Origin of the sequence: Paracoccus albicereus, assembly GCF_024359525.1 — a bacterium.
GTDB classification, from domain to species: Bacteria; Pseudomonadota; Alphaproteobacteria; order Rhodobacterales; family Rhodobacteraceae; genus Paracoccus; species Paracoccus albicereus.
The window spans coordinates 165,174-183,869 of the sequence record NZ_JAKZEU010000001.1; the positions used below are offsets into that span (position 1 = coordinate 165,174).

Consider the following 18,696-nt stretch of genomic DNA (forward strand, 5'->3'; position numbering starts at 1 on the left):
TTCTTCTTCAAGCAAATATCCCCGCCAGAGGCATCCCGGCGCAGCCGGGACCCCTTAACGCTTCCTGAACCGCACGCGCGCAGCCTGTGTACAGGGTGTGTACAGCCTGTGTACGCACGGTGTACGGGTTGTGACCCCGAAAACCCGGCGAATGCTGGGCTTTCGACACCTCAGGGTGTTGCGCTGTTGCGCACCACCGCACGCTGCCGTTGCCGTTCAGATTGGTTAAGATCTGCGTAGCCGGTCCAGCACGCGCGGCAGCACCTCGGCCAGCACGTCCAGCTCGTCGTCCGGCCCCACGCTGATCCGGATGCAGCGGTCCAGCGGCGCGACGCCCGGCATCCGCACGAACACGCCTTCCTCGCCCAGACCCGCTACCAGCGCCCGCGCGAAAGCCCCGTTCCGCCCCGTATCGACGGCCACGAAATTCGTCGCCGATTCAAGGGCCTGGATCCCGTTTTCCGCCGCGATCTCACCGATCCGAGCGCGGGCGCGCGCAACCTTGGCCAGCGTCGCGGACAGCCAGTCACGCTCGGCCAAAGCCGCCCGCGCGCCCGCCTGCGCGATAGGCCCGACGCCGAAATGATTGCGGATGCGGTGAAATCCGGCGATCAGGTCAGGATGCCCGATCCCATAGCCGATCCGGACCCCCGCCATTCCATAAGCCTTTGAAAAGGTGCGGAAGCGGATCAGCCTTGGATCATCGACCGCCATCGGCGGTGCGGTCCCTTCCGGCGCGAACTCCACATAGGCTTCGTCCAGAACCAGCAGACCGTCCTCGGGCAGGATTTCCAGCATCTGCAGGATCGTCGCGGAATCATGCCATGTTCCCATCGGGTTATCGGGATTGGCGATATAGGTCAGCCGCGCCCCCACCTCCGCCGCCTTGGCGGCCAGCGCAAACGGATCCTCGTGATCGTCGCGATAGGGCACCTTGTGCAGCACGCCCCCGAACCCGGCAACGTGATAGTTGAAGGTCGGATAGGCCCCGTCCGAGGTCACGACCGCATCCCCCGGCGCCACCATCAGCCGCACCAGCAAGCCCAGAAGCCCGTCGATCCCCTCGCCCACGATGATCCGGTCGGACGCGACATCCAGTTGATCCGCAAGGGCATTCTTCAGATCGAACGCATTCTCGTCGCCGTATTTCCAGCTTTGCGCCGCCGCCTCGGCCATCGCGGCGATGGCGGCGGGCGGCGCGCCGAAGCCGTTCTCGTTCGCACCCAGCCGCGCCCGGAACGGACGCCCGTTCTGCCGCTCCAGCGCGTTCGGGCCGACGAAGGGCACCGTCGCGGGCAAGCTCGCCGGAAGCGGCGCGAAGGCCGGAACCCTGTGCTGTGTCGTCATCTCGAAATCCCTTCCTGCGCGGTCAAACTTGCTCCTCCGGTCCCGCCCCGCGTCCCGCCAGCCGCCGGACCAGGCGCCGGCGAGCCGCTGGCAGCGGTCGACCGATCTGCCCGATCGCCAACCGGGTATCGAGGAAATGTCCGGTGATCGCCAGCCCCTGCGCCAGCCCGTCGCCATTGCCCGCCACGCCGCCCAGCAGGGCGGGAAGGGGCAGCAATCGATCGGCCCATTCGCCTGCCCCCTGCCGGCTGACCGCACGGCCCGAACGCGGGCTGACATAGGCCAGCCCTTCCGTCGCGCCCGTCACCACGCATTCGACCAGATCAAGGCCGAAGCCCATCTCCTCCAGCAGCCGCATCTCCCATTGCAGGTAAGCGGCGGGCCAGTCCTCGCCCGCATCCATCGCGTCCAGCAGCGCCTCTGTCATCAGGGCCAGCCGCGGATGCGGATCGCGCTCGGCCAGGGCAAAGGACAGCAGCGCCGACACCGCGTTCAGTCCCGCCAGGGCCAAGGGGTCGGTCAACAGGTTAACCCGCGCCCGCACCGGCTCTGCCGCGAAATGGCCCAGCTGATCCTCGGTCCGCGCCCGCCAGCGCAGGGCAAGCCGGTTGCCCGGCTGCAGCATCGCTGCGCGCTTGCGCGACGCGCCGCCCGGCACCAGCCCGGCATGGCGGCCGTACTCGGTGGTGATGACCTCGATGATCACCGCATTCTCGCCATGCGGACGCCGCGCGATCACCGTGCCCTCGGCCTGCCATTCCATCCTTGGACTCCCCTTCCCTTCGCCCGCAGCCTGCCCCATCCTGCGCGCCACGAAAAGGAGATCGCGATGCTGAAGGATTGGACCGAAGCGCAGCCGAGACTGGTCGAGGTGGCCGCCGGCCGTGCGCCCGCCGACATGGTCATCCGTGGCGGGCGGTGGGTCAACGTCCACACCCGCGAGGTTCTGGACGGCCACGACATCGCCATCGCCGATGGCCGCATCGCCTGCATCCTGCCCGATGCCAGCGCCAATATCGGCGAAGAGACGCAGGTGATCGAGGCGAACGGGCGATACATGATCCCCGGTCTCTGCGATGCGCACATGCACATCGAATCGGGGATGCTGACCCCCGCCGGTTTCGCTGCCGCCGTCATCCCCCACGGCACCACCACGATCTTCCATGATCCGCACGAGATCGCGAACGTGCTGGGGCTGGAAGGCGTGCGGCTGATGCGCGACGAAAGCCTGATCCAGCCGATCAGCCTCTACACCCAGATGCCCTCCTGCGCGCCATCGGCGCCGGGGCTGGAAACGACCGGACACGAGATTACCGAAGGCGAAGTCGCACAGGCGATGGGCTGGGACGGGATCATCGGCCTTGGCGAGATGATGAATTTCCCGGGCGTCGCTTCGGGTGACCCGCAGATGCTGGCCGAGATCGCGGCGACGCGCGCAGCGGGCAAGACCGTCGGCGGCCATTATGCCAGTCCCGATCTGGGCCGGCCCTTTGCGGCCTATGTCGCGGGCGGCGCCGCCGACGATCACGAAACCACGACCGAGGAGCAGGGCATCGCCCGCGCACGTCAGGGCATGGGCTGCATGATGCGTCTCGGCAGTGCCTGGTATGACGTCGAACACCAGATCACCGCGATCACCGAAAAGGGATTGGATCCGCGCGGCTTCATCCTGTGCACCGACGACAGCCATTCGGGCACGCTGGTCCATGACGGACATATGAACCGCGTGGTGCGCCATGCCATCGAATGCGGCTGCGACCCGCTGATCGCGATCCAGATGGCGACGATCAACACGGCAACGCATTTCGGGCTTGAGCGTGAGCTGGGCAGCCTGACGCCGGGACGGCGGGCGGACGTGATCCTGACCCCCGACCTGATGACGCTTCCCATCGAACATGTGATCGCACAAGGGGTGCTGGTGGCCGAAAGCGGGCGTCTGCTGGTCGATTGCCCGCAGATCGACTGGCCCGCCACGGCCCGTGACACCGTGCATCTGGGTGGCGCCGTGAAGGCCGACGACTTCGCCGTCAAAGCCAAGGGCGATAACGTCCGCGTCCGCGTCATCGGCGTCGTCGAAAACCAGGCCCCCACCCGCGCGCTGGAAGCCCAACTGCCGGTTCGCGACGGACGGATCGAGGCAGAGGGTGAAACCTGCCACATTGCGCTGGTCGAACGGCACCGCGCGACAGGGGGCGTCACCAACGGCTTCGTATCGGGCTTTGGCTATCGGGGGCGCATGGCCGTCGCATCAACCGTGGCGCATGACAGTCACCACATGATCGTGGTCGGAACCTGTCGCGACAGCATGGCTGCAGCGGCGAACCATCTGGCCGAGATCGGCGGCGGTGTCACGGTGTTCCGTGACGGCGCCGAACTGGCGACGGTCGCGCTGCCCATCGCGGGCCTGATCAGCGACCGCCCTGCCCCCGAGGTCGCGGACGACGCACAGGCGGTGATGCAGGCAATCGTCGATTGCGGCTGTTCGCTCAACAACGCCTACATGCAGCATTCCCTGCTGGCTCTGGTGGTCATCCCCGAGCTGCGCATTTCGGACAAGGGTATCGTCGATGTGACCGCGTTCGAGATCGTCGATCTGACGCTGTAGCCGCGCTTACTGCGCCCTTTGTGCCGCCAGCTCCCGGCGGGTCCGTCGACGCACGCGGGCCTGCCGGATCAATGTCACCGAATAGATCACCAGCGCCGCCCAGATCAGCGGAAAAGCGATCCGCTTGGCACCGTCGAACGGCTCGCCGAAGATCAGGACGGCAGTCAGGAAGATCATCGTCGGCGCGATGTATTGCAGCACGCCCATCGTCGACAGCCGCACCAGCTTGGCTGCGGTCGCATACATCAGCAGCGGCACTGCGGTGATCGGGCCGCAGCCGATCAGCAACAGGGCCAGGGTCCAACTGTCATCAAAGGCGCTCGTGCCGTTTGCTGTCACCCATGCCAGATAGGCCAGCGCGATCGGCATCAGCAGGATCACCTCCAGCGTGAAGCCCTGCGTCGGTCCCAGCGGCAGGCTGCGCTTGAAATAGGCATAGAAGCCCCAGGAAAACGTCAGCCCCAATGAGACCAGCGGCAGACTGCCCGCCTCCCATGTCAGGATGGCGACGGCCGTCGCGGCCAGCACGATCGCGGCCACCTGCGGGCGGTTCAACCGCTCTCCCAGCATCGCCCAGCCCAGGAAGATGCTGAACAGCGGGTTGATGTAATAGCCAAGCGCAGCTTGCAGCGCGTGATCGTTCACGATGGCCCAGACATAGATCAGCCAGTTGACCGAAATCAGCGCCGCAGTCAGCGCCGCCATCGCAAGCAGCCGCGGTTGTCGCAGGGCCTGAAGCACATCGCGCGCACGATGCTGGACCCACAGGACCGCGAAGGCGATCGGAAGCGACCATAGCACGCGATGCACAATGATCTGGGTCGGCGGCACGACCTGCAACGCCTTCATGTAGAGCGGCAGGAACCCCCACAGGCCATAGGTCGCCACCGCGAGGGCAAGGCCGCGTGGATCGTCGCCGTTCTGATCGGAAGATTCGGTCATGCGGCCTGATACAGCGCCGCCCTGACACGCGCCAGCGGGCGCGACCGCCCTTATCTCGTACCAAAGTCCCATACAGACGGCGCGGGCGAGTGGCTACATTTGAGTCTTGAGTCGACGAGGCTCGAAACCGAGTGGAGGAAACGAATGGCTTGGAGCAAACCCAGCGTCCGCGAAATCGCCTGTGGCATGGAAATCAACATGTACGGGCCGGCCGAGGATGATCGCCGGGAAGACACCCTGTTCTGATCTGAACGGGTGATCGTCAAAATTCTCGGTGCTGGGGCAGGCGGTGGCCTGCCCCAGTGGAATTGCGGATGTCCGAACTGCCGAGATGCGCGTGAGGGCAAATTACCATCAATGACCCAGTCGTCGGTTGCTGTCAGCGCCGACGAGGAAGACTGGGTTGTACTGAACGCATCGCCCGATATACGGGCCCAGCTTGCTGCGACCCCGGCGTTGTACCCTCCCGGCCTTCGCGGTTCGCCGATCAAGGCGGTTGTCCTGACCAATGGCGACGTCGACCACATTGCAGGACTGCTGACGCTGCGGGAGCGCACGCCGTTCAATGTTTTGGCCACCGCTGACATTCACGGCATTCTGCACGAAAATTCTGTCTTCGGGGTGTTGGCCAAGGACGTCGTGACGAACCACACCATCGTGTTGGACGAAACCTTTGAAATCGCAGGGCTGTCCATCCTTCCCTTTGCTGTGCCCGGAAAGGTCGCGCTCTACAAAGAGGGTGAGATAGTGGACACCAACGCAATGGGCGACCAGACGATCGGCTTGCGGATCGATGCCAACGGGCGCAGGCTTTACTACATTCCCGGCTGCGCGGCCCTGCCCGACTGGCTGGTCGAGAAACTTGCTGACGCAGATGCATTGTTGTTCGACGGAACGGTCTGGGAAGACGACGACATGGCTCGTTCGGGGACGGGCGATAAGACCGGAACGCGCATGGGACACCTGCCGATGTCCGGACCGACCGGATCGCTCGAAAGGCTGAAAGGACTGGGGGGGACGAAGATGTTCATTCACATCAACAACACCAACCCCGTGCTGCAGCCTGATGGACCAGAACGCGCCGCGATCATGGCCGCCGGCTGGACGCAGGCGCAGGATGGGATGGAGCTTTCGCCATGAAGGACATGTCCGATTTCGAGGCGCGCCTGCATCGCATCGGCGCCGAGCGCTATCATGACAAGCACCCGTTTCACATCCTGCTGCATTCGGGCGGATGCACCATCGATCAGGTGCGGGCATGGGTGATCAACCGCTACTATTATCAAAGCCGCATTCCGATGAAGGACGCAGCCTTCATCTCGCGGGTGACCGACCCGGCGCTGCGGCGGGAGTGGCGCTCGCGGATCGAGGATCATGACGGTCGCGCGCCGGGCGAAGGCGGGATTGCACGCTGGCTGAAACTGGCCGAGGGCGTGGGGCTGGACCCCGATTACGTCGCTTCGGAACGCGGGATCCTGCCGGCCACGAAATTTGCCGTAGACGCCTATGTTCATTTCGTGCGCGAACAGCCGCTGCTTCCCGCCATGGCGTCGTCGCTGACCGAACTCTTCGCGCCAGAAATCCACAAGACCCGCATCGCCGGGCTTCTGAAGCACTACGATTTCGCCAATCCTGACACGATCGCCTATTTCGAGCATCGCTTGTCCGAGGCACCCAAGGACGTCGAATTCGGCTTGGACTGGGTCAAGGCCCATGCCGTGACCGAGGCGGATCAGGATGCCGCCGCGAACGCCCTAATCTTCAAGACCGAAGTGCTGTGGGCGCAACTCGACGCACTGTACTCGGCGTATGTCGCACCCGGCCGCATTCCGCCGGGTGGCTGGCAGCCGAATGAGGGGCTGTTGTGAGCGTACCGGCCCTTCTGCGCGGCGTGCGGGTCAAGCAGGATACCGTGCGCGACATGCCGGTGCTGCTGGGACCGGAACGCGCGCTGATGCTGGACCCGATTGGCGCAGCCATCCTTGACCGGGTCGATGGCGAACGGGACCTAGACGGCATCGTTGTCGACCTGGCTGCCGCCTATGATGCGCCTGCGGACGTGATCCGAGGCGATGTGGAGGCGTTCCTGTCCGATCTAGCCGACAAGCGCCTGCTGGAGATGCGGACATGACCGCCCCGCGCCCTGCACCACCCATCGCGATGCTGGCAGAGCTGACGCATCGCTGCCCGCTTGCCTGCCCCTATTGCTCCAACCCGCTGAAAATGGTCGCCCGCGAGGGCGAGATCGGGACCGAAGCCTGGGCCGACATTTTCGCGCAGGCAGCAAAGCTCGGCGTGCTCCAACTGCATCTCTCGGGCGGCGAGCCCGCCTCGCGCCGCGACCTGACCGATCTGGTCCGCGCTGCCCGAGACGTCGATCTCTACGTCAACCTCATCACGTCCGGCATCGGCCTGACCGAAGCGCGGCTGCGCGAACTGGATGCGGCCGGGGTCGAGCATGTGCAACTGTCGCTGCAGGGCGTGAACGCCGGCATCGCGGACCTGATCGGCGGCTACAAGGGCGGGTTCGACCGCAAGATGCAGGTCGCCCGCATGATCGGCGAGATCGGGATGCCGCTGACGTTGAATGCGGTGATGCATCGCCACAACCTCGACGACCTGCCGCAGACGCTGGACATGGCGGTCGAGCTTGGGGCGCGCCGCATCGAGATCGCCTGCGTGCAGTTCCAGGGCTGGGCATTGAAGAACCGCGCCGCGCTGCAGCCGACCCGCGAACAGGTGGCGCAGGCCAAGGCGCTGGTCGATCAGGCGCGCCGTGACATGCGCGGAACGCTGGTGATCGACTTCGTGCCGCCCGATTACTACGCCGACTATCCCAAGGCCTGCATGGGCGGATGGGGTAGCACCGGCCTGAACGTCACGCCCGACGGCACAGTCCTGCCTTGCCACGCGGCCGAAACGATCCCGGGGCTGACCTTCCAGAACGCGACGGAGGTGCCCCTTGACCAGATCTGGTACGATGGCGCGGCCTTCAACGCCTTTCGCGGCACCGACTGGATGCCCGAGCCGTGCCAAAGCTGTTCTCGACGCGAGGTCGATTTCGGCGGCTGCCGCTGTCAGGCGATGGCGATTGTCGGTCGTGCCGAGGCGACCGATCCTGTCTGCAAGCTTTCGCCTGACCGGCCCAAGGTCGATGCGTTGCTGACGGAGAACGCCGAAAGCGCGGCAGGCGGCACGACCGAGGATTTCATCTATCGTCGCCTCGAACCGGTCCGCGCGCGCTAAAGCCCGTCCTCGCCCAGTAGCGTCCGCCCCTCTCGGCTCTCGATCTCGATAGCCCACAGGTCCGGGTCGAACCCCCGCTCGCGTTGGATCGCCGCATCGATGTCGCGTTCGGGTCCGGTCTCAGTCAGGCGCCAGTGGCGGGTGTCGGTCTCCAGATCCCATTCACGCCGCCACAGATCGGCATTGCCATCCAGCCGAGCGCATTTGACCATGACAGCCCCGGCGGTGTCGTCGCCATGCGCAAGGACATAGGCCGGGATGTTCGCCTGCCCCAATCGGGCAAGATAAGCCGAGACCCAGATTCCGGTGGCGAGCCGCGGCTCAGCCATCCCCATCCTTGAAGTCGAGACCCATCTCCGAATAGCGCTCGGCCTCGTCCTGCCAGCGCTCGCGCAGCTTGACTTGCAGGAAAAGGTGAACCTTACGGCCCATGAATTCGGCAAGCTCGGTTCGTGCCGCCTGGCTGACGGCCTTGATCGTCTCGCCGCCCTTGCCCAGCACGATCCCCTTGTGGCCCGGCCGCGCGACATAGACGACTTGGTCAACGCGGGCCGATCCGTCTTCGCGTTCTTCCCAGCCTTCCGTCTCGACGGTCAGGTGGTAGGGAATTTCCTCGTGAAGCCGCAGGGTCAGCTTCTCACGCGTGATCTCTGCCGCGATCATCCGCATCGGCAGGTCGGCGATCTGATCCTCGGGGTAAAGCCACGGGCCCTCGGGCATCGCTTCGCCCAGCCAGCCGCGCAGATCGTCGCAACCATAGCCGCGCTCGGCCGAGATCATGAAGGTCTGCGCAAAGGGAAAGGCCGCATTCATCTTTTCGGACAGCGCCAGCAGCGTCTCGGCCTTCACCCGGTCGATCTTGTTGATCGCCAGCGCGACCGTATGGCCCTGCGCGCGTTCCATAAGCGCATCGAGGATGCGGCCCACGCCTTCGGTCAGCCCGCGATGCGCCTCGATCAGCAGCAGGATCACGTCGGCATCGTCGGCGCCGGTCCAGGCGGCGGCGACCATCGAGCGGTCGAGCCTGCGCCGCGGCCGGAAGATGCCCGGCGTGTCCACGAAGACGATCTGCGCCGCGCCGTCCAGCGCGATGCCGCGGATGCGCGCGCGCGTGGTCTGAACCTTGTGTGTGACGATGCTGACCTTCGCGCCGACCATCTGGTTCAGCAGCGTAGACTTTCCGGCATTCGGCTCGCCGATCAGGGCGACAAAGCCTGCGCGGGTGGGTGTTTCGCTCATGCCAAGGCCTCCAACTGCGCCAGCAGCGACTGCGCTGCGGCCTGCTCGATGCTGCGGCGTGCGCCCTGCCCGCGCGCCTCGGCGCTGCGTCCGTCGGCCAGCCGCACGGTGACGTGGAAAATCGGCGCGTGGTCCGGTCCGGATCGATCGGTCTCGTCATAGACCGGCGGCGGCATGCCGTTGGCCTGCGCCCATTCCTGCAGCGCGGTCTTGGCATCGCGCGCATCCTCGGCCACGCCGTCCAGCCGCGCACCCCACAGCTTCAGCACCACCGCCTGCGCCTTTGCATAACCGGCGTCGAGATAAACCGCCGCCAGCACCGCTTCCATCGCGTCGGCCAGTACCGCTTCCTTGCGACGCCCGCCCGACATCATCTCGGACCGGCCGAGCTTCAGGACCTGGCCAAGGTCGATCTGACGGGCAACGGCGGCGCAGGTCTCGCCCCGCACCAGCGCGTTGAAACGTGGCGCCAATTGTCCTTCGCTGGCCTTGGCATCGGCGGCGAACAGCGCCTCGGCCATGACCAGCCCCAGAACGCGATCCCCCAGAAACTCCAGTCGCTGATTGTCCGGCCGGGTCGGCGAGACGACCGAGGAATGGGTCAGCGCACGCACCAGCAATTCGGGCTGGGCAAACTCGTGGCCCAGCCGTTTCATGAATCCCGCGATCTCGGCCGAGACCTTCAATTCACCGCCTTGAAGAAGCGATCGGCCCGCCACGTCCAGAAGTACAGCAGCGATTTTCCGGCCGACGAGAACATGATCCGGTCGGCACGCCCGATCAGATATTCCGCCGGCACGAAGGCCAGACCGCCCGTCGTGGGCGAAAAGCGCGAATCCTCGGAATTGTCGCGATTGTCGCCCATGAAGAAATAATGACCTTCGGGCACGGTGAAGGTCGGCGTGTCGTCGGCGATCCAGGTGTCGGTGATGTTCAGCGTGTCGTAGCTGACGCCGTTCGGCAGCGTTTCGCGCAGCCGGGGTTTCTGGCATTCACCGCCCTCGGCGACCGGCTCGTTTGCGCAGCGCGGGACCAGTTGCTGCGGACCTTGCGGTTGCTTCAGTTCGGTGAAGACGCCGTCCTGCTCGGTCGGGACCGCCTCACCGTTCAGGTACAGGCGACCATTCTGGATTTGCACCGTATCGCCCGGCAGACCGATCACGCGCTTGATGAAATCGACATTCCGCACCGGATGACGGAAGACAACGACATCGCCGCGCTCTGGTTCGGACGCCAGCAGCCGGCCCGAGATCGGACACAGCGAGAACGGGCAGGAATGCTGCGAATAGCCATAGGCCATCTTGTTCACGAACAGGAAGTCGCCGATCAGCAGCGTGTCCTTCATGCTGCCCGACGGAATCCAGAAGGGCTGGAAGAACAGCGTGCGGAAGATCCCCGCGATGACCAGCGCCCAGAAGATGGTGCGGATCGTTTCCATGAATCCGCCTTCCTTGCGGGTCGTGCCGTCGGCCATGATGCGTCCTTGGTTAGCGGTTGCGCCCGTCATGGTGCGCGCCCGTGCCCGAGTCAAGGTTGGCTGCAGGCAGCGCCTCGATCACCACGAAGGCATGCGCCCAGGGGTGATCGTCGGTCAGCGTGACGTGAACGCGGGCGCTGTGGCCGGGCGGGGTCATCTGGGCCAACCGGTCGGCGGCCCAGCCGGACAGATGCATCACCGGCTGACCCGTGCGAAGATTGCTGACCGCCATGTCGCGCCACGCGATCCCCATGCGCAGCCCGGTCCCAAGCGCCTTGGAACAGGCTTCCTTGGCAGCCCAGCGTTTGGCAAGCGTGCCCGCCTCGTCAAGGCGGCGCCGTGATTTGGCGATCTCGATGTCGGTGAAGACCCGATTGCGAAAGCGATCACCGTGTCGGTCGAGTACGCCCGCGATGCGCTCGATATTGGCCAGGTCGGCGCCGATGCCCAGGATCATGCAGCGATCCGGAGGCTCACTCGACGGCCTGCGCCGTGATCTCACCCGTCTGCTGATTGATCGTCACCGTCAGCTCTGCCGGCTTTCCGCCGCCCGTGTCGGGATCGAAAAGCTTGATCGGAACCTGCAGGACCAATCCCTTCGCAGCGTCGTAGTCGGCGCTGCGACCCTGAAAATCGATGCCATAGAAACCGACCGGCCCGCCACCCTCGGCTCGCGACAGCGCAATCAGGCGGCATTGCCTGTCGCCGATCTCATTGCGGGGCGGCGACAGGACCATCAGATGAAAACCGGCGGCAGCCGGTTCGATCGTGTCGATGACGGCCACACGAACGTCGCCATTCGCGTAGGTCGCGCTGTTTTCTTCCCAAGGCTCGGCCAGATTGCGTGCAGTGACGACGTCGCCGCATTCGCCGACGCTCTGCGCCGCGGCGGGTGTCGCCAACACCATGGCGAGGATGACGGGCAGGATCTTCATTGACGCGATTCCTCCATGCAGCGGCGCATCTCTCGGATGGCGGGCCCCAGTCCAATGAAGACGGATTCCGCAATGAGGAAATGGCCGATGTTCAGTTCCGCGATCTCGGGGATGGCTGCGATCGGGCCGACGGTGTCGAAGGTCAGGCCGTGCCCCGCGTGAACCTCCAGCCCCAGTGAGGCAGCCAGCGCGGCGCCATCCCGCAGGCCCTTCAGTTCTTCGTCTCGCGCAGCATGATCGCCGTCGGTGTCGTGGTCGCAATAGGCGCCGGTGTGAAGCTCCACCACCGCAGCGCCGATCCGGGCGGCAGCCTCGATCTGGCGGGGCTGGTGACCGATGAACAGCGACACGCGGCTGCCCGCGTCCCGCAGCGGCGCGATGTAATGCGCCAGTGCGTTCTCGTTTCCGGCGACGTCGAGGCCGCCTTCGGTCGTACGCTCTTCGCGCTTTTCTGGGACCAGACAGATCGCGTGAGGCTTGTGGCGCAAGGCAATGGTCTGCATCTCGGCGGTCGCCGCCATTTCCAGGTTCAGCGGCAGGCGCAGCGCTTCCATCAGCGCGTCGATGTCGGCATCGGTGATGTGCCGACGATCCTCGCGCAGATGCGCCGTGATGCCGTCGGCTCCAGCCTCTTCCGCGATCTGCGCAGCGCGCACGGGATCGGGCCAGGGCGTGCCGCGCGCGTTGCGGATGGTGGCCACGTGGTCGATGTTGACGCCAAGTCGCAGCATGACAGCTCCTTCGTTCTGGCCGTCACCTTAGACGGCGGCCGGCCCCTGCGCCAGTTCGGTCGCCACCGCCCACCAGCCACGGCGCGAGAGCGCGGCCGCGGCACGCGCAGCGGTCGCATCGTCGTCGAAAAGCCCGAAGCAGGTCGCGCCGGATCCCGACATCCGCGACAAACGCGCTCCGTGACTGTCCAATGCGGCCAGCACGTCCGTGATCGCAGGAACCAACCTCTGCGCCGCAGGCTGGAGGTCGTTGCGTGTTCGCGCAAGCCAGTGCAGCAGCGTGTCTGCGCCGGTCCATTCAGGCTCGGGCAGCGGCGCGTGGTCGGTCCGGTCGAGGGCGGCGAAGACATTCGGTGTCGATAACGCGACCCCCGGGTTGACCAACACCATCGGCATGGGCGGCAACGGCGGGACGGGGTCAAGACGCTCCCCAACGCCCCGCATCCGGGCGGGCCGGCCGGCGAGACAGACGGGAATGTCCGCGCCAAGCCGTTCGGGATCATCAGGCAGCGAATGGCCAAGTCTTGCAAGGCCGCGCAGCACCGCCGCGGCATCAGCCGATCCACCGCCTATTCCCGACGCGATCGGCAAGTTCTTGGTCAAATGGATCGAAGCCTCGGCCCCGGCAAGGCGGGCCGCACGCAGACACAGGTTGTCATCGCCATCGCCAAGACCGATGGCGAACAGCCCGTCGAGCGTCAGCGACAGGGGACCATCGGTCAACCGCACTTCGTCGCCGGATCTGGCGAAGGCCACGAGGGAATCGAGAAGGTGATAGCCATCGGCGCGGCGTCCGGTGACATGCAGCGCCAGATTGATCTTGGCCGGTGCGGCTTCGATCATCCGCCAGGCGTGGCTTCAGTCTCGCCGGCTTCGGCACCTTCCTCCGCTGGGCCGGCATCGGCTTCGCTGCGTGGTTCCGCCGCGCGACGCGGCGCGGGCGCTTTCGCCTCCTCTGCCAGCACGGCGTCCAGACCACGCTCAAGCTTGTCGCGGATGCGATCGGGATCGACGTCATCATCGGGCCCAGGGTTCAGCGACAGGGCGCGGCGCCACTGCACCTCCGCCTCGCGCTGGCGACCGACCATCCAGTAGACGTCGCCCAGATGGTCGTTGACCACCGGATCACCCGACATGGTTAGGACCGCCTGCTCCATCGGCTCGACTGCGTCCTGATAGCGGCCGAGACGGTAGTAAGCCCATGCGAGCGAGTCCAGAATGTAGCCGTCCGTGGGCGCAAGCTCGACCGCCTGCCGGATCAGTTCCAGCCCCTGTTCCAGATTCTCGTTCCGGTCGATCCAGGAATAACCCAGATAGTTCAGCAGGCTCGCCTGATCGGGGCGCAATTGAAGGGCGGCTAGAAAATCGGCCTCGGCCCGGTCGAACTGACCGTTACGCTCCAACGCGATGCCGCGCGCATAAAGCGGGAACCAGCGCGCATCGCCAGCATCCTCGCCCAAAAGCTCCAGCGCGCGATCATAGGCGGGGATCGCATCGCCGAACTTGTTCTGCTGGCGCAGCACATCGCCTTTTGCGATCCACGCCTGCGGCAGGTCGGGATTGGCTTCGGTCAGCGCATTCGCTGCAGCCTCGGCCTCTTCGTAACGATCGGCGCGGGACAGCGCGTCGATGCGCGACAGTTCAGCGATGGGACGAACCTCGCCCATTTCGCGGAGCGCGGTGAATTCGGCTTCGGCCAGATCCAGCTGTTGATGGGCCATCAGAAGCTGGGCGACCATCAGCCGCGCCTCGATCAGATCGGGCGCTATCCAGGCGCCCAGCCGGGCATGGATCAGTGACAGAGGCTCGGGCTCGGCACCCTGCATCAGTGCGGTCGCGAAGGTCAGGAAGACCTGTGCGATCCCGTCCTGCGGCGTGTCGATCACGTCGAACGCGACCGGCTCGTCGGATTGCAGTCGCTCACGCAGCGCCAGCAGCGCGGGCTCGGCCTCGACCCCGGGCACGGAATCAAGCAGAGCGACCGCCTCGTCGCGACGGTCGAGCTGTGCCAGCACCTGTGCATGAACGATGTAGCCCAGGATATGCGCGCCGGTCTCCTGATCCTGAAGCAGGCTTTCGGCGCCCTCGAAATCCCCTGCCAGCGCACGTGCCAAGGCCAGATGGTAATTGACCATCGGCGCCGCGCCCTGAACCGAAGTCAGCGCCTCGAAATCGGCCATCGCCTCGGAGGCGCGTCCTGCGCCCAACTCGGCCCAGGCCCGCAACATCCCGTCCAGAAGCTCGGGCCCCTGAGGGCTGGCCTCGGTCGGGGCGTCGCTGCCCAGAAGGTCCAGCAACGCCTGCCAATCCCCCTCACGGGCCAGCCGCGCGCGATCTACGAGGCCGGACAATTCGGTGCGCCCGTTTTGATCGGACATGGTCTGCGCCAGCGAGACCGCGCGGTCGATCTGTCCCGCCGAGATCAGCGCGACCAGCGCGGAATCCTGAAGATACCGATTGCCGGGGTCGTTCTGGACCGCGACCTGATAATAGCGCGCCGCCGCCAGAAAATCGTTCTGCACCGCTGCCATGCGCGCGGCCAGATAGGGACCGGCCAGACCGTAGGTCAGCGGGGCGCCTTCCACCGGCTCTGCCGGCGCCTCGCCACTCTGCGTCGCTGTCTCGGGCTCTGCCGCGGGCGCGGCTGGCGGCTGCGCGGGCGCGCCGTCCTGCGCGCCCTGCTGTGCGGTGGGACGCGGCGGGGGCGGTTCCTGCGCTGCAGCGGGCAGCGCGGTCGCGGCCAGAAGGGCCGTGGTCAGCAATAGGCGGCTCAGGGTCAAGTCATCCGTCCGGGTTGATCACGTTGGCTTGGGCCGAACCCTAGCCGCAGCGCTGCGCCGGGGCAACGTCACCCCATCACGCGCGCTTCACTTCTTCGGGTGGCCCTACATGTTGGGATAGTTCGGCCCGTCACCGCCCTGAGGGGTGGTCCAGACGATGTTCTGGCTGGGATCCTTGATGTCGCAGGTCTTGCAGTGGACGCAGTTCTGGAAATTGATGACGAACCGCTCCTCGCCGCCCTCCTCGACCACCTCGTAGACTGCCGCCGGACAATAGCGCTGTGCGGGCTCGGCATAGACGGGCAGGTTCACCCCGATCGGAATGGACGGATCGCGCAGCTTCAGATGGCAGGGCTGGCTTTCCTCGTGGTTGGTGAAGCTGAAGCTGACATTGGTCAGACGGTCGAAGCTGAGCTTGCCGTCCGGCTTGGGATAGGCGATCGGGGTGTAATCCGCAGCCTTGCCGGTCGCGGCGGCGTCGGATTTTCCGTGCGACCAGGTTCCCAGCGGATTCCAGCCCGTCAGGTTCGCGACCCACATGTCGAACCCGCCAAGCGCAAGGCTGGCCCACAATCCCATCTTCGACCAGATCGGCTTGACGTTGCGAACGCGGCTCAGATCCTTGCCGATCGCGCCACCGCGAACGGCGTCATCGTAGGTGGCCAGCCGATCACCCTCACGCCCGTCCTTCAGCGCGGCAGCGGCCGCATCCGCAGCCTCGATCCCCGAGAGCATCGCGTTGTGGTTGCCCTTGATCCGCGGCACGTTCACCAGCCCGGCGGAACAACCCAACAGAACGCCGCCGTCGAACGACAGCTGCGGGATCGACTGCCAGCCACCCTCGCTGATCGCCCGCGCGCCGTAGGCCACTCGCTTGCCGCCTTCCAGCAGGTCAGCCACCATCGGATGGTGCTTGAAGCGCTGGAATTCCAGGTAGGGATTCACATAGGGGTTCTGGTAATTCAGGTGGACGACGAAACCGACCAGCACCTGATTGTTCTCGAAATGATAGATGAAGCTGCCGCCTCCAGCATTCTTGCCAAGGGGCCAGCCCATCGTGTGAACGACGCGGCCCTGCTGGAATTTCTCGGGCGAAACCTCCCAGATCTCTTTCATGCCAAGGCCGAATTTCTGCGGATCATGGCCGTCCGACAGGTTCAGCCGGGCCATGATCTCTTTGGCGAGCGATCCGCGAACGCCCTCGGCGATGAAGACGTACTTGCCGTGAAGCTCCATCCCCGGCTCGTATTGCGGGCCGGGTGTGCCATCGGCGTTCAGACCCATCTCGCCCGCGACGACACCCTTCACCCGATCCCCATCCCACACGACAGCGCTTGCGGCCATCCCGGGAAAGATCTCGACCTCAAGCGCCTCGGCCTGCTCGGCCAGCCAGCGGCAGACATTGCCCATGCTGACGATGTAGTTGCCGTGGTTCGACATCAGCGGCGGCATCGGCCAGTTCGGAACACGAACCTCGCCCGCTTCGCCCAGCACAAAGAAGTTGTCGTCGGTCACCTCGGTCGTGACAGGGGCGCCCTTTTCGCGCCAATCGGGGATCAGCTGGTCAAGTCCCGAAGGGTCCAGCACCGCGCCTGACAGGATGTGGGCGCCGATCTCGGACCCCTTTTCCAGCACGACGACCGATATCTCGGGGTCGATCTGCTTCAGCCGGATCGCTGCCGAAAGCCCCGCAGGACCACCGCCGACGATCACGACGTCGTATTCCATCGATTCGCGGCTTATCGCGGCTTCGTCAGTCATGGCGGGCGATCCTTCGCTGGCATCTGGCGAACACAGCAGTAAACGCCATGTCTCCCTGGGGCAATCGTGACGGTAGGGCGATTTTCGCCGGCCGGCGCATCGGCTCTTGCATAAGGCGCGCGCCCGCATCAGGCTGAAGACCGAATTCGCGCCCCTGCCACCTGCTGGCGGGGGCGTTCGGTTACATCGACCGGGTTGGACGAGATCCGGAAGGGAAAGACGCGCATGGACAAGATACCGATGACCCGCGCCGGCCATCAGGCGCTCGACGCAGAGCTTCGCGACCTGAAAGCGAATGAACGCCCCGCGGTGATCCGCCAGATCGCCGAAGCGCGCGAACACGGCGACCTGTCGGAAAACGCCGAGTATCACGCGGCACGCGAAAAGCAGAGCTTCATCGAGGGCCGGATCAAGGAGCTCGAAGGGCTTCTGGGCCGCGCAGAGGTCATCGACCCGAAGAAGCTGTCGGGCGCGATCAAGTTCGGCGCGACCGTCGATCTGGTCGATGAAGATACCGACGAGGAGAAGACCTATCAGATCGTCGGCGAGGCCGAGGCGGATCTGGAGCGCGGCCTTCTGAACCTGAAATCGCCGCTGGCACGCGCGCTGATTGGCAAGGAGACCGGCGATTCGGTCGAGGTGACGACGCCTGGCGGACAGCGCAGCTACGAAATCCTCGACGTGCGCTACGAGTGATGGGCGCGGGTGACCGCATCCGTGCGCTAATGGAGAGCGGACGCGCCACGACGCTGGGGCTTGCCGCCACTGCCGTGTGGCTGCTGCTCGTGCTGCTGTTCTGGTGGCTGGGATCGTCACCCGACGCAGCCCAGGGTGGGCTGGCGCGGCTTGCGTCGGTCGTGGCTGTGGTCCTGCCGCTGGTCCTGATCTGGACGGCTGTCGGTCTGGTTCAGGCCATCGCCACGCTTCGGGCGGAGGCCGATGATCTGTACGAGCGTCTATCGCAGATGCGGGGGGCCGGTCGCGAACCCACTTCGCGGCCTGCGCCGCCTCCGCCCGCCGCAGAAGCGCCGCGCAGCGTCCCCGTGGCCGCACGTCCCGCCCCCGCCGCGCCTGTCCGGGCACCGGCCACCGACAGCCGCCAGACCGCGTTGCGTTTCGAGACACCCGAATCCGAGGCCGTCGCAACGGCCGATCTGATCCGTGCGCTGGATTTCCCCGACGGACCGGACGATGCGGAGGGGATTGCCGCCCTGCGCCAGGCGCTGCGCGATCACGACGCGGCGCGTGTTCTGCGGTCCGCGCAGGATGTTGTCACGCTTCTGGCCGCCGGCGACATCTATATGGACGACGTGACGCCGGGACCGGCCGATGTCGCCTTGTGGCGGCGCTTCGGGGATGGCGTTCGCGGCGCGGGCGTCGGCGGCATGGCCACCGTGAACGATGACGCCATGATGGACGGCGTTGCGGCCATGCTGAAGGGTGACGAGATTTTCCGCGACGTCGCGCATCATTTCCTGCGTCACTTCGATCTCGCGCTGGTGCGCTGGCTGCCGCGCCTATCGGATGACGAGATCGAGGCGCTGGCGCGGACCCGCTCAGCCCTGGCCTTCGTCGTCATTGGAAGGGTGACGGGTATCTTCGGCTGATCGCGTCAGTCAGCCTTGCCAGCGGC

21 protein-coding genes are annotated in these 18,696 nt (G+C 65.7%); 8 read left to right on the forward strand and 13 right to left on the reverse strand.

All coding sequences use genetic code 11. From position 1 onward, the window contains the following. Positions 1–225: 225 nt before the first annotated feature. Both MLD63_RS00860 and recO read right to left on the reverse strand, forming a co-directional pair. Positions 226–1,347, reverse strand: a complete 1,122-nt coding sequence (locus MLD63_RS00860) for a pyridoxal phosphate-dependent aminotransferase (protein ID WP_255327947.1) — start codon at positions 1,345–1,347, stop codon at positions 226–228. A gap of 22 nt (positions 1,348–1,369) precedes the next feature. Beyond that, positions 1,370–2,110 carry a DNA repair protein RecO gene (gene recO, locus MLD63_RS00865; protein WP_255327948.1) on the reverse strand — a complete coding sequence of 247 codons (741 nt, stop codon included), beginning with the start codon at positions 2,108–2,110 and terminating at the stop codon, positions 1,370–1,372. 66 nt (positions 2,111–2,176) lie between these two features. Here recO and MLD63_RS00870 point away from each other — a divergent pair, with 66 nt between their 5' ends. After that, positions 2,177–3,952 (forward strand): adenine deaminase, encoded by a 1,776-nt coding sequence (locus MLD63_RS00870; RefSeq protein ID WP_255327949.1) that lies wholly within the window; start codon positions 2,177–2,179, stop codon positions 3,950–3,952. Positions 3,953–3,958: 6 nt separating this feature from the next. Here the strand turns inward: MLD63_RS00870 and rarD are convergent, their stop codons facing one another. Next, positions 3,959–4,894 (reverse strand): EamA family transporter RarD, encoded by a 936-nt coding sequence (gene rarD, locus MLD63_RS00875; RefSeq protein ID WP_255327950.1) that lies wholly within the window; start codon positions 4,892–4,894, stop codon positions 3,959–3,961. Positions 4,895–5,038: 144 nt separating this feature from the next. On the opposite strand from rarD, the gene pqqA reads away from it, so the two are divergent. The 5 genes from pqqA to pqqE are packed head-to-tail and all read left to right on the forward strand — an operon-like array spanning position 5,039 to position 8,140. After that, positions 5,039–5,140 (forward strand): pyrroloquinoline quinone precursor peptide PqqA, encoded by a 102-nt coding sequence (gene pqqA, locus MLD63_RS00880; RefSeq protein WP_255327951.1) that lies wholly within the window; start codon positions 5,039–5,041, stop codon positions 5,138–5,140. Positions 5,141–5,149: 9 nt separating this feature from the next. Beyond that, positions 5,150–6,034, forward strand: coding sequence for a pyrroloquinoline quinone biosynthesis protein PqqB (gene pqqB / locus MLD63_RS00885; protein ID WP_255327952.1), 885 nt, complete (start codon positions 5,150–5,152; stop codon positions 6,032–6,034). Further along, positions 6,031–6,762 carry a pyrroloquinoline-quinone synthase PqqC gene (gene pqqC, locus MLD63_RS00890; RefSeq protein WP_255327953.1) on the forward strand — a complete coding sequence of 244 codons (732 nt, stop codon included), beginning with the start codon at positions 6,031–6,033 and terminating at the stop codon, positions 6,760–6,762. The genes pqqB and pqqC overlap by 4 nt, the downstream gene beginning before the upstream one ends. Continuing rightward, positions 6,759–7,025 (forward strand): pyrroloquinoline quinone biosynthesis peptide chaperone PqqD, encoded by a 267-nt coding sequence (pqqD, locus tag MLD63_RS00895; RefSeq protein ID WP_255327954.1) that lies wholly within the window; start codon positions 6,759–6,761, stop codon positions 7,023–7,025. Before pqqC ends, pqqD begins: the two co-directional genes overlap by 4 nt. Next, entirely contained in the window at positions 7,022–8,140 is a 1,119-nt protein-coding gene (pqqE, locus tag MLD63_RS00900) for a pyrroloquinoline quinone biosynthesis protein PqqE (protein WP_255327955.1), read from the forward strand. Before pqqD ends, pqqE begins: the two co-directional genes overlap by 4 nt. Here the strand turns inward: pqqE and MLD63_RS00905 are convergent. The 10 genes from MLD63_RS00905 to MLD63_RS00950 form a co-directional block, all read right to left on the reverse strand. Beyond that, complete coding sequence (locus tag MLD63_RS00905) at positions 8,137–8,469, reverse strand: DUF1491 family protein (protein ID WP_255327956.1); 333 nt, start codon at positions 8,467–8,469, stop codon at positions 8,137–8,139. The genes pqqE and MLD63_RS00905 overlap by 4 nt on opposite strands. Next, entirely contained in the window at positions 8,462–9,379 is a 918-nt protein-coding gene (era, locus tag MLD63_RS00910; protein WP_255327957.1) for a GTPase Era, read from the reverse strand. The genes MLD63_RS00905 and era overlap by 8 nt, the downstream gene beginning before the upstream one ends. After that, a complete protein-coding gene (gene rnc, locus MLD63_RS00915) occupies positions 9,376–10,065 on the reverse strand; it encodes a ribonuclease III (protein WP_255328469.1) in 690 nt (229 codons plus the stop codon). Before rnc ends, era begins: the two co-directional genes overlap by 4 nt. Then, positions 10,062–10,853, reverse strand: coding sequence for a signal peptidase I (gene lepB, locus MLD63_RS00920; RefSeq protein WP_255327958.1), 792 nt, complete (start codon positions 10,851–10,853; stop codon positions 10,062–10,064). Before lepB ends, rnc begins: the two co-directional genes overlap by 4 nt. Before the next feature lie 13 nt (positions 10,854–10,866). Then, positions 10,867–11,313: a holo-ACP synthase gene (gene acpS, locus MLD63_RS00925; RefSeq protein WP_255327959.1), complete on the reverse strand. Its 447-nt coding sequence runs from the start codon at positions 11,311–11,313 to the stop codon at positions 10,867–10,869. A 16-nt stretch (positions 11,314–11,329) separates the two neighbouring features. Then, on the reverse strand, positions 11,330–11,791 hold the full coding sequence (locus MLD63_RS00930; RefSeq protein ID WP_255327960.1) for a hypothetical protein: 462 nt from the start codon (positions 11,789–11,791) through the stop codon (positions 11,330–11,332). Next, on the reverse strand, positions 11,788–12,522 hold the full coding sequence (locus MLD63_RS00935) for a pyridoxine 5'-phosphate synthase (RefSeq protein WP_255327961.1): 735 nt from the start codon (positions 12,520–12,522) through the stop codon (positions 11,788–11,790). The genes MLD63_RS00930 and MLD63_RS00935 overlap by 4 nt, the downstream gene beginning before the upstream one ends. A 27-nt stretch (positions 12,523–12,549) precedes the next feature. Continuing rightward, positions 12,550–13,365, reverse strand: a complete 816-nt coding sequence (locus MLD63_RS00940; RefSeq protein WP_255327962.1) for a 4-(cytidine 5'-diphospho)-2-C-methyl-D-erythritol kinase — start codon at positions 13,363–13,365, stop codon at positions 12,550–12,552. Then, entirely contained in the window at positions 13,362–15,302 is a 1,941-nt protein-coding gene (locus MLD63_RS00945; RefSeq protein WP_255327963.1) for a tetratricopeptide repeat protein, read from the reverse strand. The genes MLD63_RS00940 and MLD63_RS00945 overlap by 4 nt, the downstream gene beginning before the upstream one ends. A 105-nt stretch (positions 15,303–15,407) precedes the next feature. Next, a complete protein-coding gene (locus MLD63_RS00950; RefSeq protein WP_255327964.1) occupies positions 15,408–17,063 on the reverse strand; it encodes an electron transfer flavoprotein-ubiquinone oxidoreductase in 1,656 nt (551 codons plus the stop codon). 225 nt (positions 17,064–17,288) lie between these two features. Here MLD63_RS00950 and greA point away from each other — a divergent pair, with 225 nt between their 5' ends. Continuing rightward, positions 17,289–17,759 (forward strand): transcription elongation factor GreA, encoded by a 471-nt coding sequence (gene greA / locus MLD63_RS00955; RefSeq protein ID WP_255327965.1) that lies wholly within the window; start codon positions 17,289–17,291, stop codon positions 17,757–17,759. Further along, positions 17,759–18,670, forward strand: coding sequence for a hypothetical protein (locus MLD63_RS00960; RefSeq protein ID WP_255327966.1), 912 nt, complete (start codon positions 17,759–17,761; stop codon positions 18,668–18,670). The genes greA and MLD63_RS00960 overlap by 1 nt, the downstream gene beginning before the upstream one ends. Positions 18,671–18,696: the final 26 nt, after the last annotated feature.